The sequence below is a fragment of the Curtobacterium sp. MCLR17_051 genome, from assembly GCF_003234395.1.
Taxonomy (GTDB): Bacteria; Actinomycetota; Actinomycetes; order Actinomycetales; family Microbacteriaceae; genus Curtobacterium; species Curtobacterium flaccumfaciens.
Window position 1 is genome coordinate 227625 of the sequence record NZ_QKTA01000002.1, and the last position, 16506, is coordinate 244130.

The following is a 16506-nucleotide window of genomic DNA, read 5'->3' on the forward strand; positions in this document are numbered from 1 at the left end:
GTGACGGGGCGGTACGCAAAGGTGTTTCGTTACCGAGCCGTGACGTTCCTGTGCGCAGGGACAGGGATCGGTGCAGGAACGACGGTGCCGGCGTGACGACCCGACCTGCGCCAGGCGGATGGTCCGGCAGGGCGCCCGGGAGGCCCGGCGTACGTTCCGCCGCATGAGCGACTTCCAGCCCACCACAGCCATCGTCACCGGTTCCGAATCCGGGATCGGCCGTGCGACCGCCGTCGCGCTCGCCGAAGCCGGCATGGACATCGGCATCACCTACCTGTCCGAACCCGACCGTGCCGAGGAGACCGCGGAGGAGGTCCGGAAGACCGGCCGTCGTGCCTTCGTCGAGCAGATCGACGTCTCCGACCTCGCCGGGGCGGCCGCCGTCGTCGACCGCCTCGTCTCGCAGCTGGGCGGCGTCGACGTCTTCGTGGCCGACGCCGGCACCGGCGACAACGCCCCGTTCCTCGAGATGACCCTCGACCAGTGGCGCCACACGGTGTCGACCGACCTCGACGGGGCCTTCGTCACGATGCAGGCCGCCGCGAAGCACATGGTGCAGGCCGGCACCGGCGGCCGGATCATCGGCATCACGAGCGTGCACGAGCACCAGCCCCGCTACGGCTCGAGCGCCTACGACGCCGCGAAGCACGGGCTCGGCGGCCTGCTGAAGACCATGGCGATCGAGCTCGCCGAACACGGCATCACCGTGAACGCCGTCGCCCCCGGCGAGATCGCCACCCGGATGACCGGCGCAGAGGACGAGGACCCGCACACCATCGACCGCCCCGGTGTGCCGCTCGGCCGTCCGGGCAACGCGTGGGAGATCGCGGCAGCCGTGGCGTTCCTGGCCTCGCGTGCGTCGTCCTACATCACCGGGGTGTCCCTGCCGGTGGACGGCGGGATGCTGCAGATGGGCCCGCACGGCGGCTCGCACATCACGTCGAACGACTGGCGTTCGGCCTGACGCGTCCGCGTACGAACGCCAGACGCCCCCGCTCCGTCCGGAGCGGGGGCGTCTGGTCGAGCAGTGCTGCTAGCTGCGGTAGTTCGGCGCCTCGACGACCATCTGGACGTCGTGCGGGTGGGACTCCTTGAGCCCCGCCGCCGTGATGCGGACGAACTTGCCACGGGCCTTCAGCTCGGGGATCGTGCGACCGCCGACGTAGAACATCGACTGCCGCAGCCCACCGGTGAGCTGGTAGACGACGTTGCCGACCGAGCCGCGGTAGGGCACCTGGCCCTCGATGCCCTCGGGGATGAGCTTGTCGTCGTTCGGCACGTCCGCCTGGAAGTAGCGGTCCTTCGAGTACGAGGTCTTCTTGCCACGGGTCTGCAGGGCCCCGAGGGACCCCATGCCGCGGTAGGCCTTGAACTGCTTGCCACCCACGAACACCAGGTCACCGGGGGACTCGTCGGTGCCGGCGAGCAGCGAGCCGAGCATGACGGTGTCGGCACCGGCCACCAGGGCCTTCGCGATGTCGCCCGAGTACTGCAGGCCACCGTCGGCGATGATCGGCACACCGGCTTCGCGTGCGGCGAGGGAGGCCTCGTACACGGCGGTCACCTGCGGCACACCGACACCGGCGACGACGCGCGTGGTGCAGATGGAGCCCGGGCCGACACCGACCTTGACGGCGTCCACACCGGCGTCGATGAGCGCCTGGGCGCCCGCGCGGGTGGCGACGTTGCCGCCGATGACGTCGATCGCGTCGAACGTCGGGTCGGCCTTGAGGCGGCGGACCATGTCGAGCACGCCTTCGCTCTCACCGTTGGCGGTGTCGACGACGAGCACGTCGACGCCGGCGTCACGCAGGGCCTCGGCACGCTGCCACGCGTCGCCGAAGAAGCCGATCGCGGCACCGACGCGGAGTCGGCCCTCGTCGTCCTTCGTGGCGTCCGGGTACTGCTCACTCTTGTCGAAGTCCTTGACGGTGATGAGGCCGCGGAGCTTGCCCTCGGCGTCGACCAGCGGCAGCTTCTCGATCTTGTGCTGCGCGAAGATGGCGATCGCCTCTTCGGGGTCGATGCCCTCCATCGCGGTGATCAGCGGGGCCTTCGTCATCACGTCGCGCACGTACGTGGTGGCCTGCTCGAACGTGGCCACGAAGCGCATGTCGCGGTTCGTGATGATGCCGACGAGGGTGCCGTCCTGCTCGACGACCGGCAGGCCGGAGACGCGGAACTGGCCGCAGAGCGCGTCGACTTCGGCCACGGTGGCGTCCGGGGTGGTGGTCACCGGGTTGGTGATCATGCCCGACTCGGAGCGCTTGACCTTGTCGACGTAGGCAGCCTGGTCCTCGATGGACAGGTTGCGGTGCAGGATCCCGATGCCGCCCTGGCGCGCCATGGCGATGGCCATGCGGGCTTCGGTGACGGTGTCCATCGCGGCGGAGAGCAGCGGGACGTTGACGGAGATCCGCTTGGTGAGCCGGGACGCCGTGGACGCCTCGCTCGGGATGACGTCGGTGTGCCCGGGCAGCAGCATGACGTCGTCGTACGTGAGTCCGATGAATCCGAACGGATCCGGCTGGTCCATGGGTCCCCTTCGTGGGCGAGTGAAGTGTCGAGACACCGGGAACACGACGACGGGTTCCGGATAGGACATGGTAACGCGAGCGGCTGTCGCCGCATTCCGCCTGGAGGCACGGATCGCGCCCGCCTCGGAGCATTCCTCCACAACGTCACAGTTCGGGTACGAATCACACAGGGAACGTGTTGGAAACACGGGTGTCACAAAATCCCCATAGGTTCCTCGTCATCCGAACGAGAGGCTCTTCCGTGGGATCCATCACTCCTCCGGGACGGGCGCAGCCGCGCCTGTTCCGCCTCCGCCACGCACGACGACGACCGGTCCTCGCGGCCGTGCTCGTCGCCGCGTTCCTGGCGACCTTCCTGATCGACTGGGCGGTCACCCTGCCGGCCTTCAGTGCCACCTCGGCACCGGCCACCAGCCAGGCGTGCACCGTCAGCCCCGACAACGGGTGCATCCAGGGCACGATCACCGACTCCGAGCGTGAACCGGCCGAGGGCGTCGACGTCGACGTGACCGGCCCGAGCGGCTTCGACCAGACGGCCACGACGAACGACGACGGCCGCTGGTCCGTCAGCGTCGACACGGCCGGCGAGTACACCGTGAGCGTCGACCAGGGCACCCTGCCGAAGGGCCAGTACCTGACGAACGCCGCCGACGCCGAGCGCAAGGTGCAGGCCACCCTGAACGCCAACGTCGGGCAGATCTTCCAGCTGTCCGACCAGAAGGGCGCCACGACCTCGACGGACTCGTCGGGTGTGAGCATCCAGCGGGCCTGGCAGCAGTTCGCCTCCGGGCTCCGGCTCGGGCTGCTCATCGCCCTGGCGTCCATCGGGCTCTCGCTCATCTACGGCACGACCGGGCTGTCGAGCTTCTCGCACGGTGAGCAGGTCACCCTCGGCGGTCTGCTGGCGTACGTGTTCGCCAACCAGCTCGGCTGGAACATCTGGGTCACCGGCATCGTCGTCACGCTGTTGTGCGCCGCGACCGGGTACCTGCAGGACGCCGCGATCTGGCGCCCACTCCGGCGACGGCGCATCAGCCTGACGCAGCTCATGATCGTGACGATCGGTCTGTCGATCGCCGCCCAGTACGCGTTCCAGTACTTCTTCGGAGCCTCGACGGTCCGCATCCAGCAGGGCAACCCGGAGACCGTGCGGTTCGCCGGCGTCACCCTGACGGTGCAGTCCTACGTCGCCATGGGCATCGCGCTCGTGGTCCTCGTCGCGACCGGGCTCTTCCTGGCGAAGACCCGCTTCGGCCGGGCGACCCGCGCCGTGTCGGACAACCCGGCGCTCGCCGCGGCCTCCGGCATCGACGTCGACCGGGTGATCCGCTTCGTGTGGACGCTCGCCGCCGGCCTCGCGGGACTCTCCGGTGTGATGCTCGGACTCGTCCTGAACGGCGTGAACTGGCAGACCGGGCTCCAGCTGCTCCTGCTCATGTTCGCCTCGGTCACGCTCGGCGGCCTCGGCACCGCGTACGGCGCCCTGGTCGGCTCGATGATCATCGGCGTCGTCGTGGAGCTCACGAACCTGGTGCTCCCCGGTGACTTCAAGTACGCCACCGCCCTCGTCATCCTCATCCTCATCCTGCTGTTCCGGCCGCAGGGCATCTTCGGCCGCGCCGAGCGGATCGGCTAAGGGAGCACGCGCATGGACTACATCCTCAACCTGCTGTCCTCGCTCACCCAGGAGGCACTCGCCCCGACCACGGCGGCGTTCGCGCTGGCCGCGATCGGCCTGAACGTGCACTTCGGGCTCACCGGCCTCGTGAACATGGGCCAGGCGGCGTTCCTGCTGCTCGGCGCCTACGGCTTCGCGATCTCGATCACCAACGGACTGCCGTTCGTGATGGCGGTCCTCATCGCCCTGCTCGTCGCGATCGTGTTCGCGATCATCCTCGGCATCCCGACCCTGCGGTTGCGCGGCGACTACCTGGCGATCGTCACGATCTCCGGCGCCGAGATCATCCGCATGGTGGGCCGCTCGAGCCTGCTCACCTCGACCACGGGTGGCTCGAACGGCATCACCGGGTCGAGCTACCGCGACCCGTTCACCGCCCTCAGCCCGCTGCCCGACGGCACCACCACGATCCTGTGGTTCACGTACGCGAACAACGGCGTCAACGGCTGGTGGATCCGCATCGCGGCGTGGGCCATGGTCGCCCTGTTCACCCTGGTGCTCTTCCTGCTCATGCGCAGCCCGTGGGGCCGCGTGGTGAAGGCCATCCGCGAGGACGAGGACGCCGTCCGCTCGCTCGGCAAGAACGTCTACTCGTACAAGATGCAGGCGCTCGTGTTCGGTGGGGCGCTCGGTGCGATCGCGGGCATCATCTACGTGCTGCCGAGTTCGGTGCAACCGGATGCCATGGGCCGCTCGATGACGTTCTTCATCTGGACGGCGCTCATCCTCGGTGGTGCGGCGACGGTGTTCGGACCGGTGCTCGGAGCCGTGCTCTTCTTCGTCGTCCGGCTCTTCATCCGCACGCTGGCCGGCGACTTCATCCCCGACTCGATCATGAACGCGCAGCAGGCCGAGCAGTTCTCGTACGTGCTCGTCGGCGTCGCGCTCATGCTGCTCATCGTGTTCCGTCCACAGGGGTTGCTCGGCAACAAGAAGGAGCTGACGTTCAGTGTCTGAGACCTACGGCCACCCCAAGGCCGACCCGATCCTCACCGTCGACGACGTCACCCGCCGCTTCGGGGGCATGACCGCCGTGGACGTCGACCACCTCGAGGTCCAGCGCGGCTCCATCACGGCCCTCATCGGCCCGAACGGCGCCGGCAAGACCACGTTCTTCAACCTGCTCACCGGGTTCGACAAGCCGAGCCCGGGTGCGAAGACGCAGTTCAACGGCGCCACGCTGCAGAAGACGAGCGCGACGCACATCGCGAACAAGGGCATGGTCCGCACCTTCCAGCTGACCAAGGCGCTGTCGCGGCTCACCGTGATGCAGAACATGCTCCTCGGTGCCCGCGACCAGCCCGGCGAGAACTTCTTCGCCGCCCTGGTCAAGCCGGTGTGGGCGAAGCGGGAGCGCGAGATCACGGCCAAGGCCGAGGACCTCCTCGCCCGGTTCAAGCTCGACACGAAGGCGGACGACTACGCAGGTTCGTTGTCCGGCGGGCAGCGCAAGCTGCTCGAGATGGCCCGGGCGCTGATGTCCGACCCGACGATGATCATGCTCGACGAGCCGATGGCCGGTGTGAACCCCGCGCTCACCCAGTCGCTCCTCGGGCACATCCAGTCCCTGCGCGACGACGGCATGACCGTGCTCTTCGTCGAGCACGACATGCACATGGTCCGGCACATCTCGGACTGGGTGGTCGTGATGGCCGAGGGCAAGGTCGTCGCCGAGGGCCCGGCAGACACGGTGATGGACGACCAGGCCGTGATCGACGCCTACCTCGGTGCGCACCACGACACCGACCTGGGTGACGACTCGCTCCTCACCGAGGAGACCTTCGAGGAACTGGCGGAGGAAGTCGCCGAAGAGGACGCAGCAGAGGAGACGACCCGATGACGGACGCAACGGACCCCACGAACGCGAGCAGTGCCTCCAGTCCGTCCCCGGCGGCCACGCTGGAACGCGAGCCGGTGCTCAGCGCGAAGAACCTCGTCGCCGGCTACCTGCCGGGCGTGAACATCCTGAACGGCTGCGACCTGGACTGCTACCCGGGCGAGCTCATCGGCATCATCGGGCCGAACGGTGCGGGCAAGTCGACGCTCCTGAAGGCGCTGTTCGGGCTCGTGTCCATCCGGGAGGGTTCGGTGACCCTGCAGGGTGACGACATCACGAACCTCAAGGCGAACAAGCTCGTGCAGGCCGGTGTCGGCTTCGTGCCGCAGACGAACAACGTGTTCCCCTCGCTGTCCATCGAGGAGAACCTGCAGATGGGGCTGTACCTGCGGCCCCGGAAGTTCGCCGAACGGCTCGAGGTCATCTACGACCTGTTCCCGGTCCTCGCGCAGCGGCGGAACCAGCGGGCCGGATCGCTCTCGGGTGGTGAGCGGCAGTCCGTCGCGATGGCCCGTGCGCTGATGATGGACCCGAAGGTGCTGCTGCTCGACGAGCCGAGCGCCGGACTGTCCCCCGTGCGCCAGGACGAGACGTTCCTGCGGACCCGCCGGATCAACAAGGCCGGTGTGTCGATCATCATGGTGGAGCAGAACGCGCGACGCTGTCTGCAGATCTGCGATCGTGGGTACGTGCTCGACCAGGGGAAGAACGCGTACTCGGGCACCGGGAAGGAACTCGCTGACGACCCCAAGGTCATCGAGCTCTACCTGGGGACGCTCGCCAAGGACGTCGACGCACAGCGCTAGCGCTGTCGTCGGCTACGGGTACCGCTGTGGGGGTGGTATCCGTGACGGGTGGGGCCGTGCGTGGTCGCTTCGCGCCGCACGGCCCCGCTCCTGTACCCGGCCAGGAGGCGCGGCTCGCCCCTGGTTGCATGGCTGTGGTCGCATGACGCCGTCGTGTTCCGTCGACGCCGCGGTCCCGTCGAGACGCCTCGGAATTCGGCGGCGTCTCGACGGCGTGGCGGTGTCCTGCGCTGACGACGGCGTCTTCGGCTGACGACGGCGTCGCCCGTCGCACCCGGCCAGGAGGCGCGGCTCGCCCCGCGCGGGTCGGTATCGTTCCGCGGGTGCGCACCTCCGGACCCCTCGTGCTCGACGCCCTCGTCTGGCTCGTGTTCATCGCGCTCTTCGTCGGGGCGGCGCTGCTCGTCAAGGTCGCGGCCGTGCTGCTCGTCGTCCTCGTGGTGCTCGCGCTCCTGCTCGGCTTCGTGCTCCGGGCGCTCCGGAAGCGCCGGCGGGCCCCGCGGCGTCCGCGCTGACGACTCCGCCGTGACGTCTCGGCCCGCACCGTCCGGCCCGTGCACGCCGCAGAGCCCGCCCGGTAGGCTGTCCGAGTGAGCGAAGTCGAGATCGGTGCAGGCAAGCGCGGACGTCGGGCGTACGCGTTCGACGACATCGCGGTGGTCCCCTCCAGGCGGACGCGTGACCCGCGCGACGTCAGCGTGCAGTGGTCGATCGACGCGTTCACGTTCGCGTCGCCGATCCTGTCGGCGCCGATGGACTCCGTGTCCTCGCCGGCGACGGTCATCCAGATGGGCAAGCTCGGCATCCTCGGTGTGCTCGACCTCGAAGGTCTGTGGACCCGCTACGAGGACCCGACCCCGTACTACGACGAGATCAAGTCGCTCACCGACGGCAACGTCACGAAGCGCATGCAGGAGATCTACTCCGAGCCGATCAAGGCCGAGCTGATCACCGCACGCCTGGCCGAGATCCGCGCAGCCGGGGTGCCGGTCGCCGGTTCGCTCAGCCCGCAGCGCACCCAGGAGTTCTCGAAGACGGTCGTCGACGCCGGTGTCGACCTGTTCGTCATCCGCGGCACCACGGTCTCGGCGGAGCACGTCTCCCAGACCGAGGAACCCCTCAACCTCAAGAAGTTCATCTACGAGCTCGACGTCCCGGTGATCGTGGGCGGTGCCTCGACGTACACGTCGGCGCTGCACCTCATGCGCACCGGTGCCGCCGGTGTGCTCGTCGGCTTCGGTGGCGGCGCAGCGTCGACCACCCGCGCCGCGCTCGGCATCCACGCCCCGATGGCCACCGCCGTCGCGGACGTCGCCGGTGCCCGTCGCGACTACCTCGACGAGTCGGGCGGCCGGTACGTGCACGTCATCGCCGACGGCGGGCTCGACACCGCGGGCGACATCGTCAAGGCCATCGCCGTTGGTGCCGACGCCGTCATGCTCGGCACCGCGCTCGCCCGTGCGACCGAGGCCCCGGGTGGCGGCTACCACTGGGGTGCCGAGGCGCACCACCCCGAGCTGCCCCGCGGCCGCCGGGTCGAGGTGGGCACGATCGCCCCGCTCGAGAACGTCCTGAACGGTCCGACGCCGACCCACGACGGCCGCGCCAATCTGGTCGGTGCCCTGCGCCGCTCGATGGCGACGACCGGATACTCCGACGCCAAGGAGTTCCAGCGAGTAGAAGTGGTCGTGGCGCCGTACCACCAGTGACGGTGGCACCCGGGCACGACCCCGGGTGACGCCACGGCGCCGACCGTGACCCGGAGGCGACGATGGCCAAGTCCAGCACGACGAAGCAGACCAGCACGGCCGGACGTCCGCGTGACGTCACGCCCGGCGTGGGGTTCGACCCCGCGGCGAAGCTCGGGCCGGACGAACGTGCGGCCGCGATCGAGACGCTGAAGACCAAGGAGCTCGACGTCCTGGTCGTCGGCGGCGGGATCGTCGGTGCGGGCAGTGCGCTCGACGCCGTGACCCGCGGCCTGAGCGTCGGCATCGTCGAGGCCCGTGACTGGGGCTCGGGGACGTCGAGCCGTTCGTCGAAGCTCGTGCACGGCGGCATCCGCTACCTCGAGCAGCTCAACTTCGCGCTCGTCCGCGAGGCGCTCATCGAACGCGGCCTGCTGCTCCAGCGCATCGCCCCCCACCTGGTGAAGCCCGTGCGCTTCCTCTACCCGCTCAACCACCGGGTGTGGGAGCGCTTCTACATCGGCATCGGCATGGCGATGTACGACGTGTTCAGCTGGTCCGGCGGCCGTCCGCCCGGCGTCCCGCACCACCGGCACCTCAGCCGGAAGCAGGTGCTCAGGAACATGCCCGGGCTCAAGAAGGACGCCTTCGTCGGCGGCATGACCTACTACGACGCCCAGGTCGACGATGCCCGCTACGTCGCGTCGCTCGTGCGGACCGCGGCCTCGTACGGTGCCGAGGCAGCGAGTCGCGTCCGCATCGAGGGGTTCATCAAGGTCGGGGAGCGCGTGGTCGGCGCGCAGGCCCACGACATCCAGACCGGCGAACGGTTCGAGATCCGCGCGAAGCAGGTCGTCAACGCCACCGGTGTCTGGACCGACGACACCCAGGCGATGATCGGCACCCGCGGCCAGTTCAAGGTGCGGGCGTCGAAGGGCGTCCACCTCGTCATCCCCCGTGACCGGTTCCAGTCGAACACGGGCATGATCCTGCGCACCGAGAAGAGCGTGCTCTTCGTCATCCCGTGGGGCCGGCACTGGCTCGTCGGCACGACCGACACCGACTGGTACCTCGACAAGGCGCACCCGGCAGCGACCGCGGCGGACATCGACTACATCCTCGAGCACGTCAACAAGGTGCTCGCCGTCCCGCTCACCCGTGAGGACGTCGAGGGCGTCTACGCCGGACTCCGCCCGCTGCTGGCGGGGGAGTCCGACCAGACCTCGCAGCTCAGCCGCGAGCACGTCGTCGCGCACACCGTGCCCGGGCTCGTCGTGGTCGCCGGCGGCAAGTGGACGACGTACCGCGTGATGGGCAAGGACGCCATCGACGAGGCCGTCGCGGCCATGGACGGCAGAATCCCCGAGTCGACGACCGAGGACATTCCGCTCCTCGGTGCCGAGGGCTACCCCGCCGCGTGGAACCGACGCGCCCGCACCGCACGGAGCTTCAACGTGCACAAGGTCCGCATCGAGCACCTGCTCAACCGGTACGGCACCCTCGCAACCGAGGTGCTGCAGCTCGTCGAGCAGGACCCCGCGCTCGCCGAACCGCTGCCGGGGGCCGATGACTACATCGGCGCCGAGGTCGTCTACGCCGCCTCGCACGAGGGCGCCCTGCACCTGGAGGACGTCCTCGCCCGCCGCACCCGCATCTCCATCGAGGCCTGGGACCGCGGCGAGTCAGCAGCGCCCGTCGCCGCGAAGCTCATGGCGGACGTGCTCGGCTGGGACCAGGAGACGACCGAGCACGAGGTCGCGAACTACCTGAAGCGCGTCGCCGCCGAGCGGGAGTCGCAGCTGCAGCCCGACGACGAGAGCGCGGACCGCGTGCGGCTCGAGGCCCCGGACATCGCGTTCGGCTTCGACGAGGACGACGTGGTCGTGGGCGGCGGTCGCTCTGACGGCGCCGAGGGCGCGAAGGCGTCCGACGAGCAGGTCGTCGGCGAGAAGACGAGCGAGCCGGATTAGCGAGCCGGAGTAGCGAGGCCAGCAGACGCCGTCGTGTCGCCGAGACGCCGGCGTCTGCGGGTTGAACAGGACGCCGTCGTGTCGTGTTGACGCCGTCTGGTCATCGAGACGCCGCCCGATCCGGCGGCGTCTCGGTGTCGACGAGGCGTCTCGACAAGACGACGGCGTCTTGCGGAGTCCACCCGTGCCTCCAGACCGGAAGGACGGAAGTCCGGACTGGAGGCCCGTGGTGCGTCCGTCAGGCGGCGTGCGCCCGCAGGGCGGCGCGGCGCACGTGCGCCGCCTGGCCGACCACGAGCACCACCGGGATCCCGATCAGCGCGACGAGGCTCGTCACGGAGAGCACGCCCGACCAGATCGTGTGGGCACCGCCGCCGACCCCGTAGGCGTCCGCGACGTCCATGCCGAGGGCGATCGCCGCCACGAACGACATCGGCGTCCCCATCACGACGACGGCGAGCAGCACTGCCGCGATGACGTGCGCCCTCGCCCGGGTGATGAGCAGCAGCACCGACAGCCCCGCGGCGAACAGGACACCGACGACGGCGATCCCGATGACGGTTGCGATGTCCGCTCCGACCGCGAAGCCCTGCTCCGAGAGCTCGGCGTGGATCTCCGCCAGGGTCGCACCGGGGACCGCGGCGAGCGGGTCCAGCACCAGTGCGTTCACCGCCAGCAAGGCCGCGTACAGCGTCACGACCAGCACCCCGACAACGGCCACGACGATCCGTGTTCTCCCCATCCACAGAACAGTAGCGGGAGGAATGCGCGGGGTCACCGGGTGGTTAGCATGGGGGTACTCGAAGAGGGAGCCATCATGGTCGACGTCCATCGCGTCAAACTCCCCGGAGTCGGCGTGCTGCACAGCTTCTACACCGACGACGGTGGCAAGTGCGGTGTCATCACGCACCGGTCGGGGCACTCCGACCTCATCTCGTTCGCCGACGTCTCCGACGGCGCGGACAAGTCCGAGAAGGTCTCGCTGCGTCTCAGCGAAGACGAAGCGCACACGCTCGCCGAACTCCTCGGCGGCACCCGGATCACCGAGGGCCTCGACAAGCTCGACGAGATCCCTGGATTGTCCATCGACTGGTTCTCCGTCGACTACGACGACGCCATCGCGGGCAAGCCCCTCGGCGACCTGCACGACTCGGGCTTCATCGGCCTGACCGTCGTCGCCGTGGTCCGTGGCGACAGCGCCAACCCGGCGCCCTCGTCGGACTTCGTCGTCTTCCCCGGAGACACGATCGTCGTCGCCGGATCCCCCGAGAAGGTCGCCAAGGCGTTCTCCTTCTACCGCAGCGGAGAGCTTGCGGCCGCCTCGGCCGAGGCCCCGCGGAAGAGCTAGCGCATGCACCTGGGTGGTGAGCTGCTCACCATCGGTGTGCTCTTCGTCATCGCCTACGTCCTGGGCCGGCTCGGCAAGACCATCGGTCTGCCGGCCATCCCGATCTACATGGTGGTCGGACTCGTCGCGAGTCCGAACACGCCGTGGTTCGGGCTGAGCGTCGAGTCCCACACGATCGAGCTGATCGCGACGTTCGGGCTCATCCTGCTGCTGTTCAACCTCGGGCTCGAGTTCGACCAAGAGGAGTTCTACGGCAACGCCGGCAAGCTCCTGGTGTCGGGCGGCACCTACGTCGTCATCAACATGGGCGTCGGGTTCGCCTTCGGGTTCTCGCTCGGCTGGGGCACCCGTGAAGCCCTGATCATCGCGGGCATGACGGCGACGTCCTCGAGCGCCATCGTGACGAAGCTCCTCATCGAGCTCCGGCGCCTGGCGAACGACGAGACCCCGATGATCCTCGGCGTCACCGTGATCGAGGACGTCTTCATCGCCGTCTACCTGGCGATCGTCTCCGTCGTGCTCTCGGGCGACACCAACGTCTGGGCCGTCGTCGGCAAGCTGGCTCTCGCGTTCGGGTTCCTCATCGTGATGTTCACGCTCGCGCGCTTCGCGGGCAAGTGGGTCTCGAAGATCTTCGCCACCCGTGACGACGAGCTGTTCACGGTGCTGTTCTTCGGACTCGCGGTCATGTTCGGTGGCATCGGCGACCTCCTCGGCGTGACCGACGCCATCGGTGCCTTCGTCATCGGCCTGCTCTGCGGAGCGACCCGGTACCGCGACCGCATCGAACAGCTCGCCCTGCCGATGCGCGACGTCTTCGCCGCGTTCTTCTTCGTGAACTTCGGCCTCGGCCTCGACCTGTCCACCTTCGGCGAGGTGCTCTGGCCCGTCCTCGGCGCGATCGGCATGACGGTCGTGCTCAACGCGGTCGCCGGGCAGATCGTCGCGCGGATGAACGGCTTCAACGTCCAGCAGGGCATCAACACCGCCGTCATCCTGGTGAACCGTGGCGAGTTCGCGCTGATCCTCGCGACCCTGTCGGCTGCCGCCGGGCTGGAGGCGCGGATCACCGCCTTCGCGGGCCTCTACGTCCTCTGCATGGCCGTCCTCGGGCCGCTGCTCGCGGTGAACTCGGACCGGATCGGCCGCCTCGTGGTGCGTCCGGGCCGGCTCATCCGCCTGCGCGGACGCCTGGGCGGCCGACGTGCCGTCGCCGCCGCAGCCGCTGCCGAGAGCGCCGAAGCGGCCGAGGCCGAGGCGGACGCCACCGCCGCGGCGCGGAAGGCCGAGCGGGACCGCCAGTTCGCCGAGGAGTTCGCGCTCGTCGAGGCGGCTGGCAGGGACGAGCGAGACAATGAGGGGTCCGACCCGACGTCCGCCCCCGTGACGTCGCCGGTCGAGATCCCCGCCGAGCGCCCCGAGCGCCCGGTCCGACAGCGCGATCCGGAGTACTGATACAGATGTGGGCCGTTGCCCGACGACCGAGGTGGATCGCGCTGCTGTTGCTGGCGCTCGTGCTGGCGGCGGTGTTCGCCGGGCTGGGCAAGTGGCAGCTGGAGCGGTCGATCGCCAACGGCAAGCCCCTGCCGGCGACCACCGAGACCCGCCGCACGCTCGAGGCGGTCACCACCCCCGAGCGCCCCGTCAGCGAGAGTCTCGCCGGGCAGAAGGTCACCGTCACCGGCACCTTCGTCGCCGACGACACCACCGTCCTGACCGGCCGCACCGGGGGTGGGAAGTACCAGACCGTCGGACACCTGGTGGACTCGGACGGTGGGGCGAGCCTCCCGGTCGTCATCGGGTGGTCCGACCAGCGGTCGGCAGCCGTCGCCGGGGGCGAGCGCCTGGCGGACGGCCAGACGCTCACGATCCAGGGCCGCTACTACCCGGCGGAGTCGCCCGACCAGGACGCCTACAAGAAGGGCGAGTACTCCGCCGTCGCCCCCGCCCGGTTCGTGAACACCTGGCAGGCCTTCGACGACCGCATGTACCTCGGGTACGTCGTCGCCGACGGCACCACCGCGACGGCCGCCGACCTCGGCACCATCGCCGACCGGGCACCGTCGCGCGAGGTCCAGTTCGACTGGCTCAACCTGTTCTACGCGATCGAGTGGGTCGTCTTCGCCGGCTTCGCCGTGTTCCTCTGGTACCGGTTCGTGAAGGACGCCTGGGAGCGCGAGCAGGAAGAGGAGCGCGAGGCAGCCCTCGCCACCGAAGCCGACGCGCTCCGACGGTAGGATTGCCGGCATGGCCCTGACCGTCCGAACCCGTGACATCCCCAAGATCCCGGGGGCGGTGAAGTGGTACCGCGTCTCGGCGTACATCACCGGTGTGCTGCTGCTCGCCCTGGTGGTCGAGGTCATCATCAAGTACACGCCGCTGCAGCTCGAGATGCAGCTCGGCAACGGTCCGTTCTTCGTGCCCAACGGCACGGCGGGCGAGACCCCGGGCACGTTCAACCTGTCGATCGCGATCCTCATCGCCCACGGCTGGCTGTACGTGCTCTACCTCTTCACGGACTTCCGTCTGTGGAGCATCATGCGCTGGAGGCCGTCGCGCTTCCTGCTCATCGCCCTCGGGGGCATCATCCCGTTCATGTCCTTCGTGGTCGAGCACCGCATGCAGCAGCGGGCCATGGACACCTACCACGAGCTGATCGCTGCCCAGCAGCGTGAGAAGGAGGCCGCTCGGTGAGCGAGACCGAACAGCGTCCCGTCCTCGTCGTCGACTTCGGGGCCCAGTACGCGCAGCTCATCGCGCGTCGGGTCCGTGAAGCGAACGTCTACAGCGAGATCGTGCCGCACTCCATCACCGCGGACGAGGTCCGCGCCAAGGACCCGGCGGCCATCGTGCTGTCCGGTGGTCCGTCGTCCGTGTACGAAGAAGGCGCGCCGTCCCTCGACGGTGACATCCTCGACCTCGGCGTCCCCGTGCTCGGCATCTGCTACGGCTTCCAGGCCATGGCGACCGCCCTCGGCGGCGAGGTCGCGAACACCGGTCTGCGCGAGTACGGCGCCACCGACGTGACGCTCGCCCCCGGCACCAGCACCCTGCTCGGCGACCAGCCGGCGGACCAGGTGACGTGGATGTCGCACGGCGACTCCGTGGCCAAGGCACCGGCCGGCTTCGAGGTGCTCGCCTCGAGCGCGTCGACGCCCGTCGCGGCGTTCGCGTCCGACGAGCGCAAGCTCTACGGCGTGCAGTGGCACCCCGAGGTGAAGCACTCCGTGTACGGCCAGGCCGTGCTCGAGAACTTCCTGCACCGTGCCGCGGGCCTGCCCGGCGACTGGAACTCCAGCAACGTCATCGAGGAGCAGGTCGCCCGCATCCGCGAGCAGGTCGGCTCCGCGCGGGTCATCGCCGGGCTCTCCGGTGGTGTCGACTCCGCCGTCGCCGCAGCCCTGGTACACAAGGCCGTCGGCGACCAGCTCACCTGCGTCTTCGTCGACCACGGGCTCCTGCGTGCCGACGAGCGCAAGCAGGTGGAAGAGGACTACGTCGCCTCCACCGGCGTCCGGCTCATCACGATCGACGCCGAGCAGCAGTTCCTCGACGCCCTCGCCGGCGTGAGCGACCCCGAGCAGAAGCGCAAGATCATCGGGCGCGAGTTCATCCGCACGTTCGAGGGCGCGGCCGAGGCACTCGTGCTCGAGGCCCAGGCTTCCGACTCCGATGCCGAGGTCAAGTTCCTCGTGCAGGGCACCCTCTACCCCGACGTCGTCGAGTCCGGCGGCGGAGCGGGTACCGCGAACATCAAGTCGCACCACAACGTCGGCGGCCTGCCCGAGGACATGACGTTCGAGCTCGTCGAGCCGCTGCGCACCCTGTTCAAGGACGAGGTCCGTGCGGTCGGCCGCGAGCTCGGGCTGCCCGAGGTCATCGTCGGTCGCCAGCCGTTCCCCGGCCCGGGCCTGGGGATCCGCATCGTCGGCGAGGTCACGAAGGAGCGGCTCGAACTGCTCCGCGCGGCTGACAAGATCGCCCGCGAAGAGCTCACCGCGGCGGGCCTCGACCAGGAGATCTGGCAGTGCCCGGTCGTGCTGCTCGCCGACGTCCGCTCCGTGGGCGTGCAGGGCGACGGCCGGACCTACGGGCACCCGATCGTGCTCCGTCCGGTCTCGTCCGAGGACGCCATGACCGCCGACTGGACGCGTCTGCCGTACGACACCCTCGCGAAGATCTCGAAACGCATCACGAACGAGGTGCCCGACGTCAACCGGGTCGTGCTCGACGTCACGTCGAAGCCGCCGGGGACGATCGAGTGGGAGTAGGGCTCCCCTGAGCAACGGAAGGCCCGGTACGCGTCACGCGTGCCGGGCCTTCGTGCGTCCGGTGGCGGCGCCGCGGTCGGTGCCGGAGTCGCACGAACTGCCGTCGGCCGGCACGTGTGACGGCAGTCGGCGCGACCCGGGCGCTGCACGTGCGGGGTGTTGGGCGACCTCGGGCGGCTGGAGTCTTGGGTTTGGGTGCTACCGGGGCCGTCGAGTGGTCACGACACCCCGCGGGCCCGACGCCGAGGGGTCACGAACTGTCGGCTGGCCCCGGCCCGGGCGACACTTCGTGACCACTCGGCGGGCGTTCGGCGGGGTGTTGTCACCACTGGGACCGCTGGCGCTCGCGCGTCCACCGGCCCGGGAACGAC

The 16506-nt window shown here is 69.4% G+C and carries 15 protein-coding genes; 13 read left to right on the plus strand and 2 right to left on the minus strand.

Going from position 1 to position 16506, the window contains the following annotated elements; translation table 11 throughout:
• Positions 1-163: 163 nt before the first annotated feature.
• Positions 164-964 carry an SDR family oxidoreductase gene (locus DEJ06_RS04200; RefSeq protein ID WP_111038526.1) on the plus strand — a complete coding sequence of 267 codons (801 nt, stop codon included), beginning with the start codon at positions 164-166 and terminating at the stop codon, positions 962-964.
• 69 nt (positions 965-1033) lie between these two features.
• Here the strand turns inward: DEJ06_RS04200 and guaB are convergent, their stop codons facing one another.
• Complete coding sequence (guaB, locus tag DEJ06_RS04205; RefSeq protein ID WP_111038504.1) at positions 1034-2536, minus strand: IMP dehydrogenase; 1503 nt, start codon at positions 2534-2536, stop codon at positions 1034-1036.
• 326 nt (positions 2537-2862) lie between these two features.
• Between guaB and DEJ06_RS04210 the strand changes: the two genes are divergently transcribed.
• The 7 genes from DEJ06_RS04210 to DEJ06_RS04240 all read left to right on the plus strand — a co-directional run bounded on the left by DEJ06_RS04210 (position 2863) and on the right by DEJ06_RS04240 (position 10516).
• Positions 2863-4173 (plus strand): branched-chain amino acid ABC transporter permease, encoded by a 1311-nt coding sequence (locus DEJ06_RS04210; RefSeq protein WP_111038505.1) that lies wholly within the window; start codon positions 2863-2865, stop codon positions 4171-4173.
• Between the two features lie 12 nt (positions 4174-4185).
• Positions 4186-5172: a branched-chain amino acid ABC transporter permease gene (locus tag DEJ06_RS04215; protein WP_027466698.1), complete on the plus strand. Its 987-nt coding sequence runs from the start codon at positions 4186-4188 to the stop codon at positions 5170-5172.
• Positions 5165-6055, plus strand: coding sequence for an ABC transporter ATP-binding protein (locus DEJ06_RS04220; protein ID WP_027466697.1), 891 nt, complete (start codon positions 5165-5167; stop codon positions 6053-6055). The genes DEJ06_RS04215 and DEJ06_RS04220 overlap by 8 nt, the downstream gene beginning before the upstream one ends.
• Positions 6052-6858 (plus strand): ABC transporter ATP-binding protein, encoded by an 807-nt coding sequence (locus tag DEJ06_RS04225; RefSeq protein WP_027466696.1) that lies wholly within the window; start codon positions 6052-6054, stop codon positions 6856-6858. Before DEJ06_RS04220 ends, DEJ06_RS04225 begins: the two co-directional genes overlap by 4 nt.
• A 323-nt stretch (positions 6859-7181) precedes the next feature.
• Positions 7182-7373, plus strand: a complete 192-nt coding sequence (locus DEJ06_RS04230) for a hypothetical protein (RefSeq protein ID WP_027466695.1) — start codon at positions 7182-7184, stop codon at positions 7371-7373.
• A 75-nt stretch (positions 7374-7448) separates the two neighbouring features.
• The gene (locus DEJ06_RS04235) at positions 7449-8567 is read left to right on the plus strand and encodes a GuaB3 family IMP dehydrogenase-related protein (RefSeq protein ID WP_027466694.1); all 1119 of its coding nucleotides are present in this window, start codon (positions 7449-7451) and stop codon (positions 8565-8567) included.
• A gap of 62 nt (positions 8568-8629) precedes the next feature.
• Positions 8630-10516 (plus strand): glycerol-3-phosphate dehydrogenase/oxidase, encoded by a 1887-nt coding sequence (locus DEJ06_RS04240; RefSeq protein WP_111038506.1) that lies wholly within the window; start codon positions 8630-8632, stop codon positions 10514-10516.
• Positions 10517-10754: 238 nt separating this feature from the next.
• On the opposite strand, the gene DEJ06_RS04245 is transcribed toward DEJ06_RS04240, so the two are convergent.
• Entirely contained in the window at positions 10755-11258 is a 504-nt protein-coding gene (locus DEJ06_RS04245; RefSeq protein ID WP_146245784.1) for a hypothetical protein, read from the minus strand.
• 75 nt (positions 11259-11333) lie between these two features.
• On the opposite strand from DEJ06_RS04245, the gene DEJ06_RS04250 reads away from it, so the two are divergent.
• The 5 genes from DEJ06_RS04250 to guaA are packed head-to-tail and all read left to right on the plus strand — an operon-like array spanning position 11334 to position 16135.
• Positions 11334-11864: a cation:proton antiporter regulatory subunit gene (locus DEJ06_RS04250; RefSeq protein WP_017885470.1), complete on the plus strand. Its 531-nt coding sequence runs from the start codon at positions 11334-11336 to the stop codon at positions 11862-11864.
• Positions 11865-11867: 3 nt separating this feature from the next.
• Positions 11868-13319, plus strand: a complete 1452-nt coding sequence (locus tag DEJ06_RS04255) for a cation:proton antiporter (RefSeq protein WP_111028990.1) — start codon at positions 11868-11870, stop codon at positions 13317-13319.
• A 5-nt stretch (positions 13320-13324) separates the two neighbouring features.
• A complete protein-coding gene (locus DEJ06_RS04260) occupies positions 13325-14101 on the plus strand; it encodes an SURF1 family cytochrome oxidase biogenesis protein (protein WP_111038508.1) in 777 nt (258 codons plus the stop codon).
• 10 nt (positions 14102-14111) lie between these two features.
• Positions 14112-14558, plus strand: coding sequence for a DUF3817 domain-containing protein (locus DEJ06_RS04265; RefSeq protein ID WP_017885467.1), 447 nt, complete (start codon positions 14112-14114; stop codon positions 14556-14558).
• Positions 14555-16135, plus strand: a complete 1581-nt coding sequence (gene guaA / locus DEJ06_RS04270) for a glutamine-hydrolyzing GMP synthase (protein ID WP_111038509.1) — start codon at positions 14555-14557, stop codon at positions 16133-16135. The genes DEJ06_RS04265 and guaA overlap by 4 nt, the downstream gene beginning before the upstream one ends.
• Positions 16136-16506 lie beyond the last annotated feature (371 nt).

Excerpts from the sequence above, each read along its gene's own strand:
- guaB (WP_111038504.1), bottom strand. The coding sequence starts at position 2,536 with ATGGACCAGCCGGATCCGTTCGGATTCATCGGACTCACGTACGACGAC.
- DEJ06_RS04260 (WP_111038508.1), top strand. The coding sequence starts at position 13,325 with ATGTGGGCCGTTGCCCGACGACCGAGGTGGATCGCGCTGCTGTTGCTG.
- DEJ06_RS04245 (WP_146245784.1), bottom strand. The coding sequence starts at position 11,258 with ATGGGGAGAACACGGATCGTCGTGGCCGTTGTCGGGGTGCTGGTCGTG.
- DEJ06_RS04265 (WP_017885467.1), top strand. The coding sequence starts at position 14,112 with ATGGCCCTGACCGTCCGAACCCGTGACATCCCCAAGATCCCGGGGGCG.
- DEJ06_RS04215 (WP_027466698.1), top strand. The coding sequence starts at position 4,186 with ATGGACTACATCCTCAACCTGCTGTCCTCGCTCACCCAGGAGGCACTC.
- DEJ06_RS04250 (WP_017885470.1), top strand. The coding sequence starts at position 11,334 with ATGGTCGACGTCCATCGCGTCAAACTCCCCGGAGTCGGCGTGCTGCAC.
- DEJ06_RS04255 (WP_111028990.1), top strand. The coding sequence starts at position 11,868 with ATGCACCTGGGTGGTGAGCTGCTCACCATCGGTGTGCTCTTCGTCATC.
- DEJ06_RS04200 (WP_111038526.1), top strand. The coding sequence starts at position 164 with ATGAGCGACTTCCAGCCCACCACAGCCATCGTCACCGGTTCCGAATCC.
- DEJ06_RS04225 (WP_027466696.1), top strand. The coding sequence starts at position 6,052 with ATGACGGACGCAACGGACCCCACGAACGCGAGCAGTGCCTCCAGTCCG.
- DEJ06_RS04240 (WP_111038506.1), top strand. The coding sequence starts at position 8,630 with ATGGCCAAGTCCAGCACGACGAAGCAGACCAGCACGGCCGGACGTCCG.